Source organism: Prosthecobacter fluviatilis (assembly GCF_055388355.1).
Genome location: NZ_AP043782.1, coordinates 5,342,554 through 5,358,133, shown reverse-complemented (window position 1 = coordinate 5,358,133; position 15,580 = coordinate 5,342,554). Strand labels below are relative to the sequence as shown.

The 15,580-nt window shown below is 56.4% G+C and carries 13 protein-coding genes; 9 read left to right on the top strand and 4 right to left on the bottom strand.

Translation table 11 applies throughout. The features are described from left to right. Positions 1-6: 6 nt before the first annotated feature. The 4 genes from ACZ5WW_RS20975 to ACZ5WW_RS20960 all read right to left on the bottom strand — a co-directional run bounded on the left by ACZ5WW_RS20975 (position 7) and on the right by ACZ5WW_RS20960 (position 4,197). Positions 7-915 (bottom strand): glycosyltransferase family 2 protein, encoded by a 909-nt coding sequence (locus ACZ5WW_RS20975; protein ID WP_377162521.1) that lies wholly within the window; start codon positions 913-915, stop codon positions 7-9. A 160-nt stretch (positions 916-1,075) separates the two neighbouring features. After that, the gene (locus tag ACZ5WW_RS20970) at positions 1,076-2,197 is read right to left on the bottom strand and encodes a glycosyltransferase family 9 protein (RefSeq protein ID WP_377162519.1); all 1,122 of its coding nucleotides are present in this window, start codon (positions 2,195-2,197) and stop codon (positions 1,076-1,078) included. Then, a complete protein-coding gene (locus ACZ5WW_RS20965) occupies positions 2,181-3,365 on the bottom strand; it encodes a polysaccharide pyruvyl transferase family protein (RefSeq protein ID WP_377162517.1) in 1,185 nt (394 codons plus the stop codon). The genes ACZ5WW_RS20970 and ACZ5WW_RS20965 overlap by 17 nt, the downstream gene beginning before the upstream one ends. 55 nt (positions 3,366-3,420) lie before the next feature. Then, positions 3,421-4,197, bottom strand: coding sequence for a YdcF family protein (locus ACZ5WW_RS20960; RefSeq protein ID WP_377162515.1), 777 nt, complete (start codon positions 4,195-4,197; stop codon positions 3,421-3,423). A gap of 102 nt (positions 4,198-4,299) precedes the next feature. Here ACZ5WW_RS20960 and ACZ5WW_RS20955 point away from each other — a divergent pair, with 102 nt between their 5' ends. The 9 genes from ACZ5WW_RS20955 (at position 4,300) to ACZ5WW_RS20915 (ending at position 15,489) form a co-directional block, all read left to right on the top strand. Beyond that, positions 4,300-5,208 carry a hypothetical protein gene (locus tag ACZ5WW_RS20955; protein ID WP_377162513.1) on the top strand — a complete coding sequence of 303 codons (909 nt, stop codon included), beginning with the start codon at positions 4,300-4,302 and terminating at the stop codon, positions 5,206-5,208. A gap of 316 nt (positions 5,209-5,524) precedes the next feature. Further along, entirely contained in the window at positions 5,525-8,512 is a 2,988-nt protein-coding gene (locus ACZ5WW_RS20950) for an ATP-binding protein (RefSeq protein WP_377162511.1), read from the top strand. Next, positions 8,509-9,762 carry a glycosyltransferase family 4 protein gene (locus ACZ5WW_RS20945; protein WP_377162509.1) on the top strand — a complete coding sequence of 418 codons (1,254 nt, stop codon included), beginning with the start codon at positions 8,509-8,511 and terminating at the stop codon, positions 9,760-9,762. The genes ACZ5WW_RS20950 and ACZ5WW_RS20945 overlap by 4 nt, the downstream gene beginning before the upstream one ends. Then, complete coding sequence (locus tag ACZ5WW_RS20940; protein ID WP_377162507.1) at positions 9,762-10,517, top strand: sugar transferase; 756 nt, start codon at positions 9,762-9,764, stop codon at positions 10,515-10,517. Before ACZ5WW_RS20945 ends, ACZ5WW_RS20940 begins: the two co-directional genes overlap by 1 nt. A gap of 339 nt (positions 10,518-10,856) precedes the next feature. Further along, positions 10,857-11,828, top strand: coding sequence for a sugar transferase (locus ACZ5WW_RS20935; RefSeq protein WP_377162505.1), 972 nt, complete (start codon positions 10,857-10,859; stop codon positions 11,826-11,828). Between the two features lie 3 nt (positions 11,829-11,831). Then, the gene (locus ACZ5WW_RS20930; RefSeq protein ID WP_377162503.1) at positions 11,832-12,125 is read left to right on the top strand and encodes an STAS domain-containing protein; all 294 of its coding nucleotides are present in this window, start codon (positions 11,832-11,834) and stop codon (positions 12,123-12,125) included. 7 nt (positions 12,126-12,132) lie between these two features. Next, a complete protein-coding gene (locus ACZ5WW_RS20925; protein ID WP_377162501.1) occupies positions 12,133-13,905 on the top strand; it encodes a SpoIIE family protein phosphatase in 1,773 nt (590 codons plus the stop codon). After that, positions 13,892-14,299: a response regulator gene (locus ACZ5WW_RS20920; RefSeq protein ID WP_464694183.1), complete on the top strand. Its 408-nt coding sequence runs from the start codon at positions 13,892-13,894 to the stop codon at positions 14,297-14,299. The genes ACZ5WW_RS20925 and ACZ5WW_RS20920 overlap by 14 nt, the downstream gene beginning before the upstream one ends. Continuing rightward, entirely contained in the window at positions 14,296-15,489 is a 1,194-nt protein-coding gene (locus ACZ5WW_RS20915) for an alkaline phosphatase family protein (protein ID WP_377162497.1), read from the top strand. Before ACZ5WW_RS20920 ends, ACZ5WW_RS20915 begins: the two co-directional genes overlap by 4 nt. Positions 15,490-15,580: the final 91 nt, after the last annotated feature.

Sequence of the window (15,580 nt, the reverse complement as noted above, 5' to 3'; positions counted from 1 at the left end):
ATTGGATTAATCTCTGATTCTTTGCTTTGTGAATGTCAACTTCTGGATGGGCAGATACTTCAAAATAATGGCTGCCATGGCCTTGCATAAAAGCCAGCCACAATCCAAGGCACCAAGGATACCAAAGTGGAATATTTTGAAGCGGACAAGGCTTGGTGCATACCACCATACTTTGGGATTCGCAAAACCTTGCAAAATAGCCCTCGATTTAAGACGAGGGTCCGCCCAAGACCAATAAGATGCCGTATCGTTGCGCTCAGCGACTCCCGTTGCTGAAGGCACCAGCAGCACAGGAATACCGGCCTTGTGAGCACGAAAAGTAAAATCGACGTCTGCAAAGTTGTGTTTGATCCAGTGACAGTCTGGCAACTCAATCTGCGCGCACACAGATGCAGGAATGGCTACCATGTTGCCATGCAGCCACTCCACTGCCATCGGGGACTCTTTCGGGCTTGGGGCAATTGCCGCATGTCGTGGCCAGCGGCGCTTGATGAGGCCCCCGGAATACACAAAAGCACCATCCGAAGTCCTGCTGACCCCTCCACAAACAGCCTTATGTTCGAGAGAGACTTTCACCAGCATTTCCAAGCTGCCTTGATCAGGCAGGCTGTCATCATTGATCCAGCATATGCAGTCAGCTCCAGCAGCCAGCGCCGCTTCCATGCCAAGCCTGATGGCGCCAGCCCACCAAAGATTTCCGTCACCACGCAGGGTGAGCACCCAGGAAAAATCCCGCGCCAGCATTTCACAAGTGCCGTCATTGCTGCCATCATCAATGACCATGACCCGGGTCCATCCGCGAACGCCAAGATTGTCCAAATGCACCAGGCACCGCCTGGTAATGTCGCGACGATTATGCACAGGAACAAGGAGCCAAACCAAATGCTGCCCGTGTGCAATTGGTGAGGTTAACATGTTCCCAGATACGAGCTTGCATGTCAGCTCGCAAGCAAGGAAATGCAACATGCCAACATATCACCTTAAAGCTGACAAACCGGAGCGCACATCAAGTCTAGTCTCGCTTAGCTGTGCCTCTCCAGCCTTGATAACTATCCGGATCCAATGGTCCATAAGGTCAGATTGCCGAGGCAGTGTAGACCTCCACCAAGGCGGCGGCAATGTCAGCCGGTGCGATTCGGGTGATGCAGTAGGGTGCTGCTTGGATGCATTCCCAGTTGCATTGATCGCATCTCATGGCGTGGTTGAGCCATATCTGAAGCCTGCTTTTTTGCCAGGGAGCAAACATGCCATAATGCCCGCCCCCCAGAATAAAGACCCCTGGCTTGTTCATCGCGGTAGCAAGATGGGCCGGACCCGATTCTGGAGCCATGACAAGACGCGCACCCGCGAGAAGAATCAGCAGTTCTTTAAAAGTGGCAGGTGTAAGCCAGGCTGCGACAGCCACCCCTGATGCATCCATAGCCCGCTGCCATATCCCCGCATGCGCTCCGGGTGGGACACAAAAGTGCACTGGCATTGAGTTGGTCTTCAGAAACAATCGCAAAGCTTCAGCGAGCAATGCCGGGGGATACTCCCTGATGTCGCTGCCTGCCTGTGGACAAACTACAAGCGTCTCACCCATGCGCGGTGTCACGCAGGAGATTGAAGGCATGATCTCTTTCATCATGACTTCTTTGCCCAGAGCATTCCCCAGCACTCGTCGATGAGCTTCGAGCTCAAGGCAGACTTCCTCGCGAATTTTTGGATAAGGCGTCTGTGTCGCCGCAGGAAAAGCCAGACACAGGGAACTTCGCGGCTTTTCCCATGTGGAAGCATGGCTGCACTTTGGCTGAATCAAACAGGCAATGGCGTGCAGGTAGTCTGAGGGCTGATGCCGCAGACAGACCAGCGAATCCACATCCAACGCGCAAAGCTGCGCGCTATGCAGCCATAAAAAACGCAGGAAGTCAGGGCAGAAGTGCCCACAAAAGGCAGGCAGCACCAACAGCGGCGTATTGGGAAATTCCTCGCGAAACAACGGTTCGGCAATCGGGGAGACCACGAGCAGCACCTCCTCTGCAGGCAGGCCGGCTGCCAAATGCTTCACCGCCCCCAGAGACAGCACGGCATCCCCCAGCCGGTCCAGCTTGAGGATTGCCAGACGATAGTGACGACGAGGCCGCCTCACCAACGCACCTGCCAGCGCTGCCATTTTCAGCGCCAATAGATAGATCCAAAATCTAAATGTGGCGATCATACGCTGGGTGCGCTATTTGACTGAACATTTGCTGCAGCCATTCTTTAACTGAGTTAGATGCCATGCGGGCCAACTTCATGAGGCTCTCCGTGGATACAGCTTTCGAACGGCTTATCGCTTCGCTCAAAGCGCTTGGGTCGCTCAGCTTTGCAACCGACAGAAGGCCCAGCTGACGAGCCAGACCCGCCAGCTTCCCGTTCCTGGCAATGATGACCACCCTGGACCCACTCCATGCAGCCATCAGCGCGCCATGGTAGCGACTGCTGATCAGCACCTCTGGCATGCCCCAGCAGTTCAAAAGCTCATTCATATTTTGAGCAGCCCACTCGGGTTGAGATAAGCGCATCTCAGCCTGCACAGCAGCAGGCAGCTCCTGCCATAATGCTTTTTCAGACCATCGAAGGTGCCTTGATTCCTGGATCAGCCATAAACGGCTCTGATCAGAATGGCGCTCAAACAGATCGCAGAAGGCCTCCAAAGAAAAATGAGACCGGTCTTCGAAATGCAGAAGGCAGCCAATAGACCGTTCCATATGGAGAGGTCTGTGCTGGCTAAAAAAAAGGTTGGCCATGTCAGCTGCCAGCGATGCTTTTCCACCCGAGGCCTCAGCCAGCAAGGCCGTGGACATTTCATCCCGTCCCCAGAAATGCTTGGCCACATTGATCAATCGTTTGTATTTCGGCCTTTGCAGCGCTTCGGCATTACCCACGCCCACCCCAAGAAAATACATGGGCTTGTTCAGGCATTCACAAATTTCACGCTCTACGTCCAGATGCCGCTCCAGCCAGTCGCCAGAGTCCACCTGAAATGGAGTCCCTCCCAGTCCGAGCCAGCAGTCAGCTTCACTGATGGCTCGCCAACGCCCCGCCATCGCGTAAGGCTTCCACTCAACCTCGGGATGCAGGATCCTGAGATGTTCATGGTGTGCAGGCACACAGCAGGTTAACCGCACAGGAACTTCTGCCTTGCGCAGCTCGGAGAGAAATCCGGCGAGCATCAAGTCATCCCCTACATTGCCCGCCCCCCAAAAGTGATGCCCAATGTGCACAATCAAGCAGGCCTCTTCACGCCTGGTTTTTCTTGCAGACCGTGACCATTTGTGTGCGACGCTCATGCACAAAAAGGCGCAGTGGTCTGCCAGCAGCCTGATATGTGACAAGAGTTTCATTATGATGAGGAACGTAACATGCATGCACAATCACCCATGATCCGGCACTTCCTTTTCAAATCCAGCCGCGCCAAAGATACACATAATGGCCGATGATCTCATGTGCCCACATCGTGAAAAGCTCAAACCCATGATGGCTGGGCCAATGCAGCCAGCGAAAATCACCGACGTTATTGAGGCTGCTCAGGTAGTTGCATGGGACAGGGGTCACCTGGACTTCCGTCTTGCTGAAGACCGCGATGGCGCGTGGCATGTGACTTGCGCTGGTGACGAGCAAAAGCCGCTTCAGTCCACGCTTCTTCATCACCTCGGCCGCTTTGAGCGCTTCATCGTGTGTATCACTGCATACCCCGATGCTGTGCAGCTGTATGCTGAGCGGCACATGGGCTGTGAGGTGGTCACGAATCGCATCAGCCTCAGAAAAAGTTCGCCGCTCTTGGGGATACCCACCGCCTCCAAGAATCAGCAGAGGAGCCTTTTTCGCAGACGCAAGCATGAGGGCGGTGCTCAGTCGGTCTGCGCCGACTTTCAGATGAAATCCTGTGGGCTCTGACAACGAAGGCTCAACTCCTCCACCAAGACATAAGATCGCATCTGCCTCCGGCAACGTGTTCATTTGGACTCTGGGAACGCGATTTTCAAGATCCGCCAAAAGCACAGCGGCTATCGGAGTGCATGAAAAGGCCGTGAGCAACAGCCAGGCAACGACCGGCATCCACCTATGAACATTATTTCGGTTCCACAGCAGTCTTAGCAGCCAAATTCCCAGAAAGAGCCAGACTAAAAAAAGAGGCTGAGTAAATAGCAGCAAAGTTTTCAGGATCGTATTCACATCGCAGTTTAGAGTCGCATTGCTGCTTTCTGCAACACGTGCGGCATAAAATTCACAGGGATATAATCACTCACGCCTATTTAACCCATCCGCCGCTCCGACTTGAAGCTTCCATTTCAACGTTTTCTGATTCCGCTCCTGCTGCTTGTCACAGGTGGGATATCATTGCTGCTTCCGCTGCCGGGGGGCTGGTCTGCTGGCTGGAGAGGTGAGTGCATTAACCGCCTGCACGCTCCGCTGATGGGCATCTGCTGTCTTGCCTTGGAAAGGCTGTTCAGAAACTCCAGCACCGGCAGCTGGGGCAGCATGTTCCGGGCCTCTTTGTCATCAGTTTTTTTGGCTGCCATTGCCGAAATCATTCAACCATGGTTTCATCGCACGGGAGACTTCGGGGATTTCATGTGGGGCGTCACAGGCATTGCGGCAGCTTCGCTATGGATCGGCGGCTCCATCATTCGACTACCCTTATGGCGAACAATCATGCGTGCTGTGGCTGTTGTCCTGCTTATGTACTCTCCGCTGAGTTGGTTCACACGGGTGCTGATGGCAAAGCACGCGGCTGACAGGCTGTTTCCTGAATTGATGGATCTCCAGACGGGCAACGGAGGTTTTTTTTGGTCACTGGACTCAGCATCTACGAGCGAGCGTAACGCGCAGGATGCGTCAATGCTTCTGACGCGCACACGCCAAAAACCGGCCAGCGCGCACCTGGACGCCTGCAATCGTGATTGGAGTTCTTTTGATCGCTTGGAGATTGATGCGACCCTGCAAGCATCGGACAAAGTCGAATTGGGGCTGCGCCTTGATCTGAAGAGCAAGACAGGCCCCCGTCTTCGGGCAGGAGGATGGATCGCACCAGGGCGTCAGCAGATCCAAATTGAATGGCCACAATCCACCGGCTGCACAGATGTTCATCAGCTGGTTTTGTTTCTGGCTGCAGGTGAGCCTGAAGCCAGCCTCCTCATTCATCGACTTCGTCTGATTCCACGCAAAGCCCCGTCTTCACGCTAAGAGCAGGAGCCTCTGTCAAGAGACTGCCAGAGTCCCCGCATCTGCGGGGAATGACTGCATGGCATGAACAGCGATGTTTGCGAAACACATCCACAGTCATCATGCGCAGCCAGGTTCACAAAGCCGCTAAAAATTTCATCTCTGTAAAAATCGGAGCTGAATTTGGCAACGCTCGGCGCTCTGCTCCCGCACCAGAATCGGTCGGACCTGTGGCCCAGCTTTTTTACGTTGCGCCATTCATTGTTCGTCTGACTCAGTCCACAATCTCCGCTTATTCGTCTGGTGCATTCCCGGCACGCCGGACATCACTCGCAGCATGAACGAGCCGGGCTCCAGATCACTCGATTACACACAGGTAAGTGTGCGGGATTTCGTCCGCGTATTCCCATTTTACTTTGCCTGGGACGCAAACTCCGTCATCACAGAATCAGGGGCCTCCCTGCTCAAAATATGCCCGCAGGCGGTGCCTGGAGCCCGGCTGCAGGATGTCTTCCATTCACAAAGCCCTGAAGGAGAGTTTTGTGATGCCCACGCGCGTGCCCATCCAGACAGGCTTTTCCTCTTGGAAGACCTGCGTAAAACAGTGATCTTGCGCGGGCAGGTGATGCTGCTGGAGCGTCCAAGACGGGGCATCATGCTCGCTTCGCCCTGGCTCACAGAGCCTGACCAGGCCCATCAAATGGGACTGACAATCCAGGATTTTGCCGTGCACGATCAAACTTTGGATCTGCTGCAGGTGCTGCAGATGCAGCGCAAAGTCACCACTGACCTGCAGCGACTGGCCAGCCAGCTCACACAACAGCGCATACAGCTGCGGGAGCAGGAGGAGCAGTCTCACAAACTGGCTCTGGTGGCTGCCAGAACAGATAACGCTGTGATTGTTACCGATGCAGCAGGACGCATCGAGTGGGTCAATGAGGGATTCACCCGCATGACCGGCTGGCTTTTGGATGAGGTCATCGGACGCCAGCCTGGAGATTTTTTGCGCTGTCCTGAGGCAGACCCCGGTGCGGACAACTTCATGAACCAGTGCCTGCAGCAGCAGCGCGGTTTCCGTGTGGAAATGCTCAACTACCACCGCTCGGGCAGGAAATACTGGTCTTCAATCGAAATCCAGCCAATCCGTAATGACGCAGGCGAGGTAGTTAACTTCATGTCGATCGAAAGCGACATCACCCAGCGCAGGCAGGATGATCAGCGCCGCGCCCTCCAGTATTCCACCAGTCGCACGCTGGCTGAAGCAGACACAGTCCGCCAGGCGGCGGCCAAAGTCATTCAGCTCATATGCAACCAGCTCGGCTGGATCGCGGGCTCACTATGGATGCTGGACTCTGAACAGCAGAACCTCCACCTCGTGGAAATTTGGCATTCACCGCTCAGAGACATCACGGGATTCGTGGAGCTTTCCCGCACCATGACCTTTAAACGAGGCTGCGGGCTTCCGGGGATCGTCCTGCACAGTGGCGAGCCTCAATGGATTCGCGATGTGGCAGAACAGAGTGAGTGCCCTCGGGCAGCCATGGCCAAAAAGTGCCAGCTTCATGGAGCGATCGCCTTTCCCATAGTAACTCAGGGTGACATTCTGGGCGTGCTCGAATTGTTCAGCTCCGATGCCAGCGCTCCCGAGCAATCCCTGCTGGAAGCATTCGCAGGCATTGGCAACCAGCTGGGTCAGTTCATAGTCCGCAAGTGTGTCGAGCAGAACTTGGTGAGCGCCAAGGAAGCTGCGGAAAGCGCGAATCGCGCCAAAAGCGAATTCCTGGCCACCATGAGCCACGAAATTCGCACCCCGATGAATGGCATCATCGGCATGTCATCCCTGCTGCTCGACACCAGCCTGGACGAAAGGCAGCATGAGATGGTGGAGGCTGTCCGCCAGAGCGGTGAAGCGCTCATGACCATTATCGAGGACATTCTCGATTTCTCCAAAATCGAAGCGCGCAGGCTCGACCTGGTTGAGGAAACCTGCAGGCTGGATTCCATCGTAGACGGTGTCGTAGGATTGCTGCAGCACAAAGCCATCTCCCGCGGGGTCGATCTGAAAGTTGCAATCGACCCTGCAATTCCACTGGTGATAAAAGCTGACCCTGGACGTCTTCGTCAGATTTTGATGAATCTTGTCGGCAATGGCATCAAGTTTACCGAGCATGGAAGCATCTGCATTCAGCTCATCCCAGTGACCGCACCCGAAGGCGAACGCGAACAGATTGAGATTAGTGTGACTGACAGCGGCATAGGGATGAATGAGGAGCAGCAGCGCAAGCTGTTCCAACCCTTTTCACAGGTGGACAGCTCCACGACACGTCGCTACGGAGGCACCGGACTGGGGCTTGCCATCAGCAAGCGGCTTGTCGAACTGATGGGAGGCACCATCGGTGTGCACAGCACACCAGGACTTGGCTCGCGTTTCTGGTTTAAACTGCCAGTCCATCAGGTGTCCGCATCTGAGCAGCTTGCCGTAAAAAACACCGAGACAAAATCGCCCGAGCAGTCGCTCGCACTCCCCGGCGCCAAAAAGCTAAGATTGCTCGTCGTGGAAGATAACGAAGTGAATCTTCGGATGGCCATCATGATGCTGGAAAAACACGGATTCAGCGCCGATGTAGCTCGTGACGGTGAGCAGGCGCTCAATCAATTCGCCGCACGCCCCTATGATGCGATCCTGATGGACTGCCACATGCCGCGGATGGACGGCTATGAGGCCACTCGTGCCATTCGAGAAATCGAAACCAGCACGCACTGGAAACGACCACGTTGCTGCATTATCGCCATGACTGCGAACGTCATGGATGGCGAGCGCGAGCGCTGCTTCGAGGCCGGCATGGATGACTACATATCCAAACCTCTGAGGGCAAAGGCACTGACCGAGGCTCTGGCCAGCATTCATACCCAAGAACCTGTCGCGCCCCCCCCCGCGCTCGGCGGCTGGACTGAAGAGGAGGCAGAAACAACCAAAGACGCCGTCAAGCTGCTGGCAGATGAATTGAGCACGGAAGACACGGCAGAACTCATTGAAAACTGGCTTAAAGACACACCTGAACGCATCTCGGATCTTGAAAACCTCGCGGCAGGTCAGGATCAGCCTGCGCTACGACGCACCGCACACTCGTTGAAAGGAAGCAGCTCGCTCTTCGGCCTCACCCACATTTATGCCCTGTGCCAAGACCTCGAGCATCTGGCGGAATCAGGCAGCCACGCTGGCCAGCCCTCCCTGGTAGAGCAGATCAGGCACGGTTTTGCTTCCGCCGAGCCCTCTCTGCGCCAGGAGCTTGAACATCTCAGGTCCACTACTGTCACCTCATGAAAATTCTCTACGTTCACGAACGGTTTGGGGCCTTGGCAGGCGCTGAGGCAAATGCATTCATCACAGCCCAGGAACTCAGGGGCAGATCCCATCAGGTTGGCATTCTTCATGGACCGGGCACAGGCAAAAACGAAGACGCATGGAATAGTGTGTTCAGCGAACGCTTTGAACTGGCAGGTGACAATGCAGCCCGCACACGGGCGGCGCTCACGGCATTCCAGCCCGACGCAGTCTATGTCCATAAAATGGCCGACCTGGACGTGATTCAGTCTCTTGTGAACAGCGGGCTTCCCCTCGTCCGCATGGTGCATGATCACGACATCTACTGCATGCGCAGCTACAAGTACCACTACTTCTCGCGCAAAATCTGCACACGTCCCGCCTCTCTGTACTGCGTGTTTGGCTGCGGGGCCTGCATCGTCAAAAATAACGGCGGCGGCTTCCCTCTCAAATGGGTCAGCTACCGGGCAAAGAAGCGGGAGATTGCGCTCAACCAACGCTTCCACCGCATGGTGGTGGTCACAGAGTACATGCGCGATGAACTGCTCCGAAACGGCTTCGATGCCTCGCGCATTGAAATCCATGCTCCAGTGCCACGCATGGGAGATCCCTCCCTGAGGAGCACATTTAGCGACCGTAATCTCATACTCTACGCTGGTCAGATCATCCGTGGCAAAGGGGTTGACGTGCTGCTTGAATCTCTTGCACGGGTAAAATCCAAATTTGAGTGCGTCATTCTCGGTGACGGCAATCACAAAAGTTACTGCGAGGCCTTGAGCCATAGACTTGGACTGGATGACCGGGTGCATTTCAAAGGCTTCATTCCCCAGGAAGAGCTCAAGTCTTACTACCGGGAGTGCAGTGTTGTCGCGCTCAGCAGCGTCTGGCCGGAGCCGATTGCCACCATCGGCCTCGAGGTCATGCGTTATGCACTGCCGGTCGTGGCATTTGACGCCGGCGGAATCAAAGACTGGCTGAAGGACGGATTTAACGGCCACCTCGTGCCCTGGATGAATCGAGATGCATTTGCCGCCAGTCTTGATGATCTGCTTCAGAACAAAGCGCGGGCTAGGCAACTCGGTGAGAATGGTCTCCAGCTGGTCAGTGCACGCTATGACTTCCCATCCTACATTGCTGGTCTTGAGGCGATGTTTGACCGCGCCATAAGCGAATCCCGCAGTTGCACACACCCGAGTCCCCCACTTGAGGGGGGTTACAGTTCCGGCCACGTCGTTACAGTTCCGGCGTGATGAAAACACTGCCCGCTCCTGACGCCCCTGAAGTGCGGCGCATCCTCGAGGCCCAGAGCCGATTGGGGCGCCTCAGAATGCGTTTTGCGATGCGCCTCAAGCGCTGCATGTGGCTCGCTGTGGTCAATGGCACGCTTGCTGTCAAGCGCCTGTTCGACATCCTGATCAGCATCATAGCACTGATCCTTGCGTCTCCCTTGATGCTAGTAATCGCGCTGCTCATCCGTCGCGACGGCGGGCCCATCTTTTTCAGACAGCGCCGTATCGGCTTCAATGGCCGCGATTTTGAAATGCTCAAGTTTCGATCCATGTGTATCGATGCCGAGGCCAGACTCAGCCAGCTCCTCGCGCAAAACGAAAAGTCCCAGGGGATTACCTTCAAGATGAAGAACGACCCGCGGGTGACCCCCATCGGGCGGTTCATCCGCAAGGCATCGATTGACGAACTCCCCCAGTTTTTCAATGTCCTCAGAGGAGACATGTCCATCGTTGGTCCGCGCCCGTGCCTGCCGCGTGAGGCTGCTCTGTATTCCAGCGCTGACCGGCGCAGGCTCCATGCCAAGCCAGGCATCACCTGCTTGTGGCAGGTGGGCGAGCGTGAAGGACGCTTTTGGGAAATCGGCGACCGCAACAGCATCGACTTCGGTGAGCAGGTCTCCCTCGATGTGCGTTACATTGAAAGCCATTCTTTCCTGAGAGATCTCTGGATCCTTCTCAAAACCATTCCGGCCATCGTGCTGGGCAAAGGCATGTAAGTCATGGACGTTTTTATCATCTGCCCGGATTATCGTAAATGTGCAGGTTTTGCCCGACGCATCCGTCCACTTGCCCTCTGGCCGGTACTGGGGCGCACCTTGCTGGATCTGTGGCTGGAGCATCTCGCTGCCGCAGGAGTCAAAAACGCCACTCTCCTGGCGGCTGACCGCCCGCACGAAATCCGGCATGCTGTGGATAAAGGCGGCCGGTGGGGTTTGTCTGTCACCGTCCTTTCTGTCAAACATGAGCCCAGTGTCGAAGAAACCCGCTTGCGTTTCACGGGCAAAGACTCAGGAGAAAGATCACCAAACATCATCACTCTTGATACGCTGCCCTCCATGCCCCACAAGCCGCTATGGGAAAGCTCCGCAGCACTGTTTGACATCATGCTGGGCAATCTGCGCAGCACACCGCCTGAGTCATACCTGACCATGCGCGAGATCGCGCCGGAAGTGCACGTCAGCACTCGCGCACGCATCGCCGCTACTGCCAAAATTGAAGGCCCGGTCTGGATAGGCCCGCAGGTGATCGTCGCAGACAATGCCCAGATCCTCGCTGGAACAGTTATCGAAGAAGCCGCATACATTGACCGCCATGCCATTGTCAGTGAGAGCTGGGTCGGGCCTAGCACCTATGTCGGAGCCCTGACCAATGTTCAAAACTCTTTCGCCTGGGGCAGTGGTCTCGAAAACTGGAGCAAAGGGACCTTTCTTGAGGTTACGGATGACTTCCTGCTCACCAACCTCGCGCACAAGCCCTTTGGCGGTGTCCGCAGCGGCTGGATATCGCGTATGACAGCCCTGCTGCTGATGCTTGTCACCGCTCCGCTCGCGCTTCTTTACGCGCTTTGGACACGCGTTTTCAAATGGCAGCCAGCCTTTCAGAGCCGCCAGGTGGTGCTGCCACCAGCGACCAAGCAGGACCGTTACAACCCCAGCACAAGGCTCTATTCCCTGGCATCAGCCCACGGACTGTTCGACCGCTGGCCCGAGCTCTGGGCCGTCTGGTGTGGAGACATGCACCTGGTGGGAAACAGGCCTCTGTCCCAGGCCCGCGCATCGCTGCTCACCAGCGAATTTGAACGCATGTGGTTTGACGCCCCCGCAGGTGTCTTCTCCTACGCCGACATCATGAACGACGGCATGCACAGCAGTGACAACGACACCGCGCACAGCGCCTGTTATTCCATCCACCGCTGCCTGCGCCTCGACCTTCGCATCCTGCTTCACTGCCTGCCACGCTTTATGCTGCCGCTGTCCCGCAAGGAACACAGCATGCCCTCCAACAGCCCACCTCAAACCTGCACCTAAGCCATGACATTGTCTGCATCCGTACAGATCAACGCTCCGACCGAACTCTGCGCCGCCACCGCCCGCCTCTGGCGAGACCGCCTGGATCGGGACATCAAGCCCGAGCACGAAGACATCAGCATCGATCTTTCCAAGACTCGCTTCATCGACAGTTCCGGACTCGGCGTACTGTTGACATTGAACAAAAGCCTGCGTGCCCGTGGTGCCAGCCTCAAGCTGCTCAACCCCTCATCCGCCGTGTGCCAGCTGATCGAACTCACGAGACTTCATCGCGTTTTTGAAATGATCCACGACTGATCCGCTCATGGCGTTTTCACAGCAGCATTTCGAAGGATTCAGGCTCGATTTTCCTGCCACACTGGATGATGCACGCGAGGCTGTGCGCTCCGTGGTCGGATGGCTTGCTGATCACCAAATTCAGGATGCCGAGTGCCAGCAATGGGAGCTGGTTCTGGCAGAGGCGGCAAACAACGCCGTGCTGTATGCCACCCCGGAGCAGGCCAGGCAGGCAGCAGCCATTGAGGTTGTTTTGTCCGAAAGCCAAATTGAAGTGCGCATCACAGATCACACCATCGGATTCGACTGGCCCGTCAGCGTGGAGCTGCCTCAGGACGATGAAAGCGACCATGGCCGCGGTCTGTTTATCATAAAGTCGCTGACAGATCATGCATCGTATCTTCGTGGCCAGGGACAAAACGTTCTCTGCCTTCGGGCAGATCGAAAATCTGTGCCTGCCGCCCGGGAGGACATCGAAGCAACGCTCGATCTCATGACCGCCGAGGTCGCCTCCTGTTACGAGACCCTTGCCAATATTTTCAGGCTCATCGCAGATGCCGGCAATGATGTGGAGCCCATCGCACTCGCCGCCCGCTGGCTGGAGGAACTGCGTGAACTGGCTGGGGCTGATTTTTTGGTGCTGCGCACGGCGGGCACCGAAGCAGGCAGGCTTTCCTTCATTGGCGGCGTGCCCTCAGCCATTTCCTGGGAGCCGTCTCTGGATCTTCGCAGTTCAGACACTGTTGAAAGCCGGGCAGCCGCCACGCGCCAGGATCAGTGGTTTGATAAGAGCACCCCCTGGGCACCATCAGATCCGCTTAGAAAAGCAGGTGAGCATATCAGCGGACTGGCGCATCCGCTTGAAAGCGGTGGTGATCTCACCGGCGTGCTGACAGTGGGGGTTTTTCAGCCGCTTTGGGAGCCCTCTGCACGTGAATTGAATGTGGCGCGCAGTCTGGGAGATTTTCTCGGCGCCCTTTTGCACGGCCTGAACCGCAGGGATGAAGCCAATCAGGCACGGCTCCTGAAGCGCGAGCTGCAGATTGCGGCGGACATCCAGCGTTCCCTGCTGCCAGCTGAGCTTCCCCAAACCCAGTTCGTACACTGCGCAGCTCATCTGGCCACGGTAGGAGAAGTGGGAGGAGACTACCTCGACGGCATCCTGCTTCCCGATGGGTCTCTCCTCTTTGTGGTGGCAGATGTGATGGGCAAAGGCGTCCCCGCAGCCCTGTTCGCCACAGCCTTCCACAGCCTCCTGCACTCGCACCTCGATCTGGCTTCAAAGCCGTCGGCTCTCATGAAGCGTCTGAACCAGGCCATGTTTCCAGAATTGGACCGCTCAGACATGTTTATCACAGCACAGCTTGTTCATGTCAGCGCGGATGGCCTGGCATTGCACGTCTGCGGTGCCGGCCATGCCCCGTTGCTTCTCAGCGATGGCAGACAGATTCAGGAGGTCACCGCAGACGGCCCCCCATTGGGCATCACGGCAGATGCAGACTATCAGGACCATCCGCTCAGCCTCGCCACACACACACATGTGCTTCTGCACACAGATGGCCTGAGCGATGTGTTCTCCGGTGGCGGCATTCTCAGCCGAGATGAGCTCACCGCCTGGCTGCTCAGCACCGCGGCCGCACGTGAAGACGCCAGCGCCTCGCGCGACAGCCTCCATCGCCTGCACCGCAGTGTTGTGGATGCTTCCAGCCAGCAGGATGACGCCACTTTCATGGTCATCACACGCGGATCCCACACGCTGTCCGCACACACCCAGAACTCTTTGTCTCATGCCAAACGCTAGTCCCATCCTTGTCGTTGATGACGAGCCTCACATGCGCCGCGTAGCAGAGCTTAGCATGAAACCGCTGGGACGCCCCATTCTCCTCGCCGCTGACGGCCAGGAAGCGCTAAAACTGGCCAGGAGCCAGCATCCATGCGTGATCCTTCTCGACCACATCATGCCTGTGATGGATGGCAAGCAGGCCCTGCAGCAGTTGAAGGCCGACCATGAGACACGTGACATTCCCGTCGTGATTCTCAGCTCTCGCGGGCAGCTGGCCTTAGGTCAGTATCAGGGGTTTGAAACAGCCACGCTGTTTGTTTCCAAGCCCTTCAGCCCCACCCTCCTGCGCCGTGAAGTCGAGCGGCTGATCTCGGCCTCCAAGCCCATCGAACCTCAGCAAGCCGCCTCATGAAACAACGTCTGGATCTCTTTATCATGATCGATGCCTGCGGGTGGGAGATCATCAAAGACCGCCCGCATTTTCTCCAGACACTCGCGCCCCACCGCCGAAAACTTGAAAGCGTCTTTGGCTACAGCAGCACATGCGTTCCCAGCATCCTGAGCGGACGCTGGCCGGATGAGCATCACAACTGGTGCTACTTCATACACGATCCTGAAAACTCCCCTTTCCGCAGCTTGCGCTGGCTTCGCTGGCTTCCCAAGGCGCTCACCAGCCGCAGAATCGTGCGGCGTCATCTCACGAAGATGGTCAAATCAGCGCTTGGATTCAAAGGCTACTTCGATCTCTACAACATTCCCTTCCATCTCATTCACCTTTTTGACTTCACCGAGAAAAAGAGCCCCCTGCAGCCACGGGGCATGAACCGTGGACCAAACATATTTGATCTGCTGGTTGAAAAGGGAACCCCCTATTTTGTCACCGACCCAGGCTTGAGCGAGCCCATCAATCGTGACCGCTTGATCGCCGACATCGAAACTGAACGCATTGACTTCGCTTTCCAGTACTGGGCAGGCCTCGACGGCCTGCTCCATCAAGTCGGCAACCAATCCCCTCAAATCGACTCCAAGCTTGCCGAATACGAAGCATGGATCACTCAAACCATGGAGGCGGCTCGCAAGCACTACCGCGAAGTGAACCTCCACGTCTTCAGTGACCACGGAATGGCAAACTGTGATCATCATCTCGATTTGAAAAGTCAGATCGACGCCTTGGGCCTGCGCATAGGCGCCGACTACAATGCAGTCTATGACAGCACCATGGCGCGCTTCTGGTTCTTCAGCATAGAAGCTCGGGACAAGATCACCGCAGCCCTGAAAAAAGTCCCTGAAGGGCGCATTATGCCGGAGGAAGAATTGCGCCGGTTGCGCGCTCACTTTGAGAATGGCCGGTTCGGCGAGCTCATTTTCCTGGTAAAGGAAGGTGTGCTGATCGTTCCCAGCCACATGGGCGAGCGCCCGATCCGTGCCATGCACGGCTACCATCCGCACGATCCCCAGAGCTATGCAACGCTGTTCAGCAGCTCACCTCATATCCCCGCAGACATCACCCACATCCCGCACATCCACCGCTTGATGGAAAAGAGCCTGGACAAAACGGAGAGCACGACCACCGGATTATCGCCCGGCGCGTTGGCGGCCTGAATCCGGCATCTCTCCATTCACACAAAAAGCGCCACCTCTATCTCCGCCAAGACTTGAGAGGCATGGCGGCCCCCACAGCTGCGGGGATTGT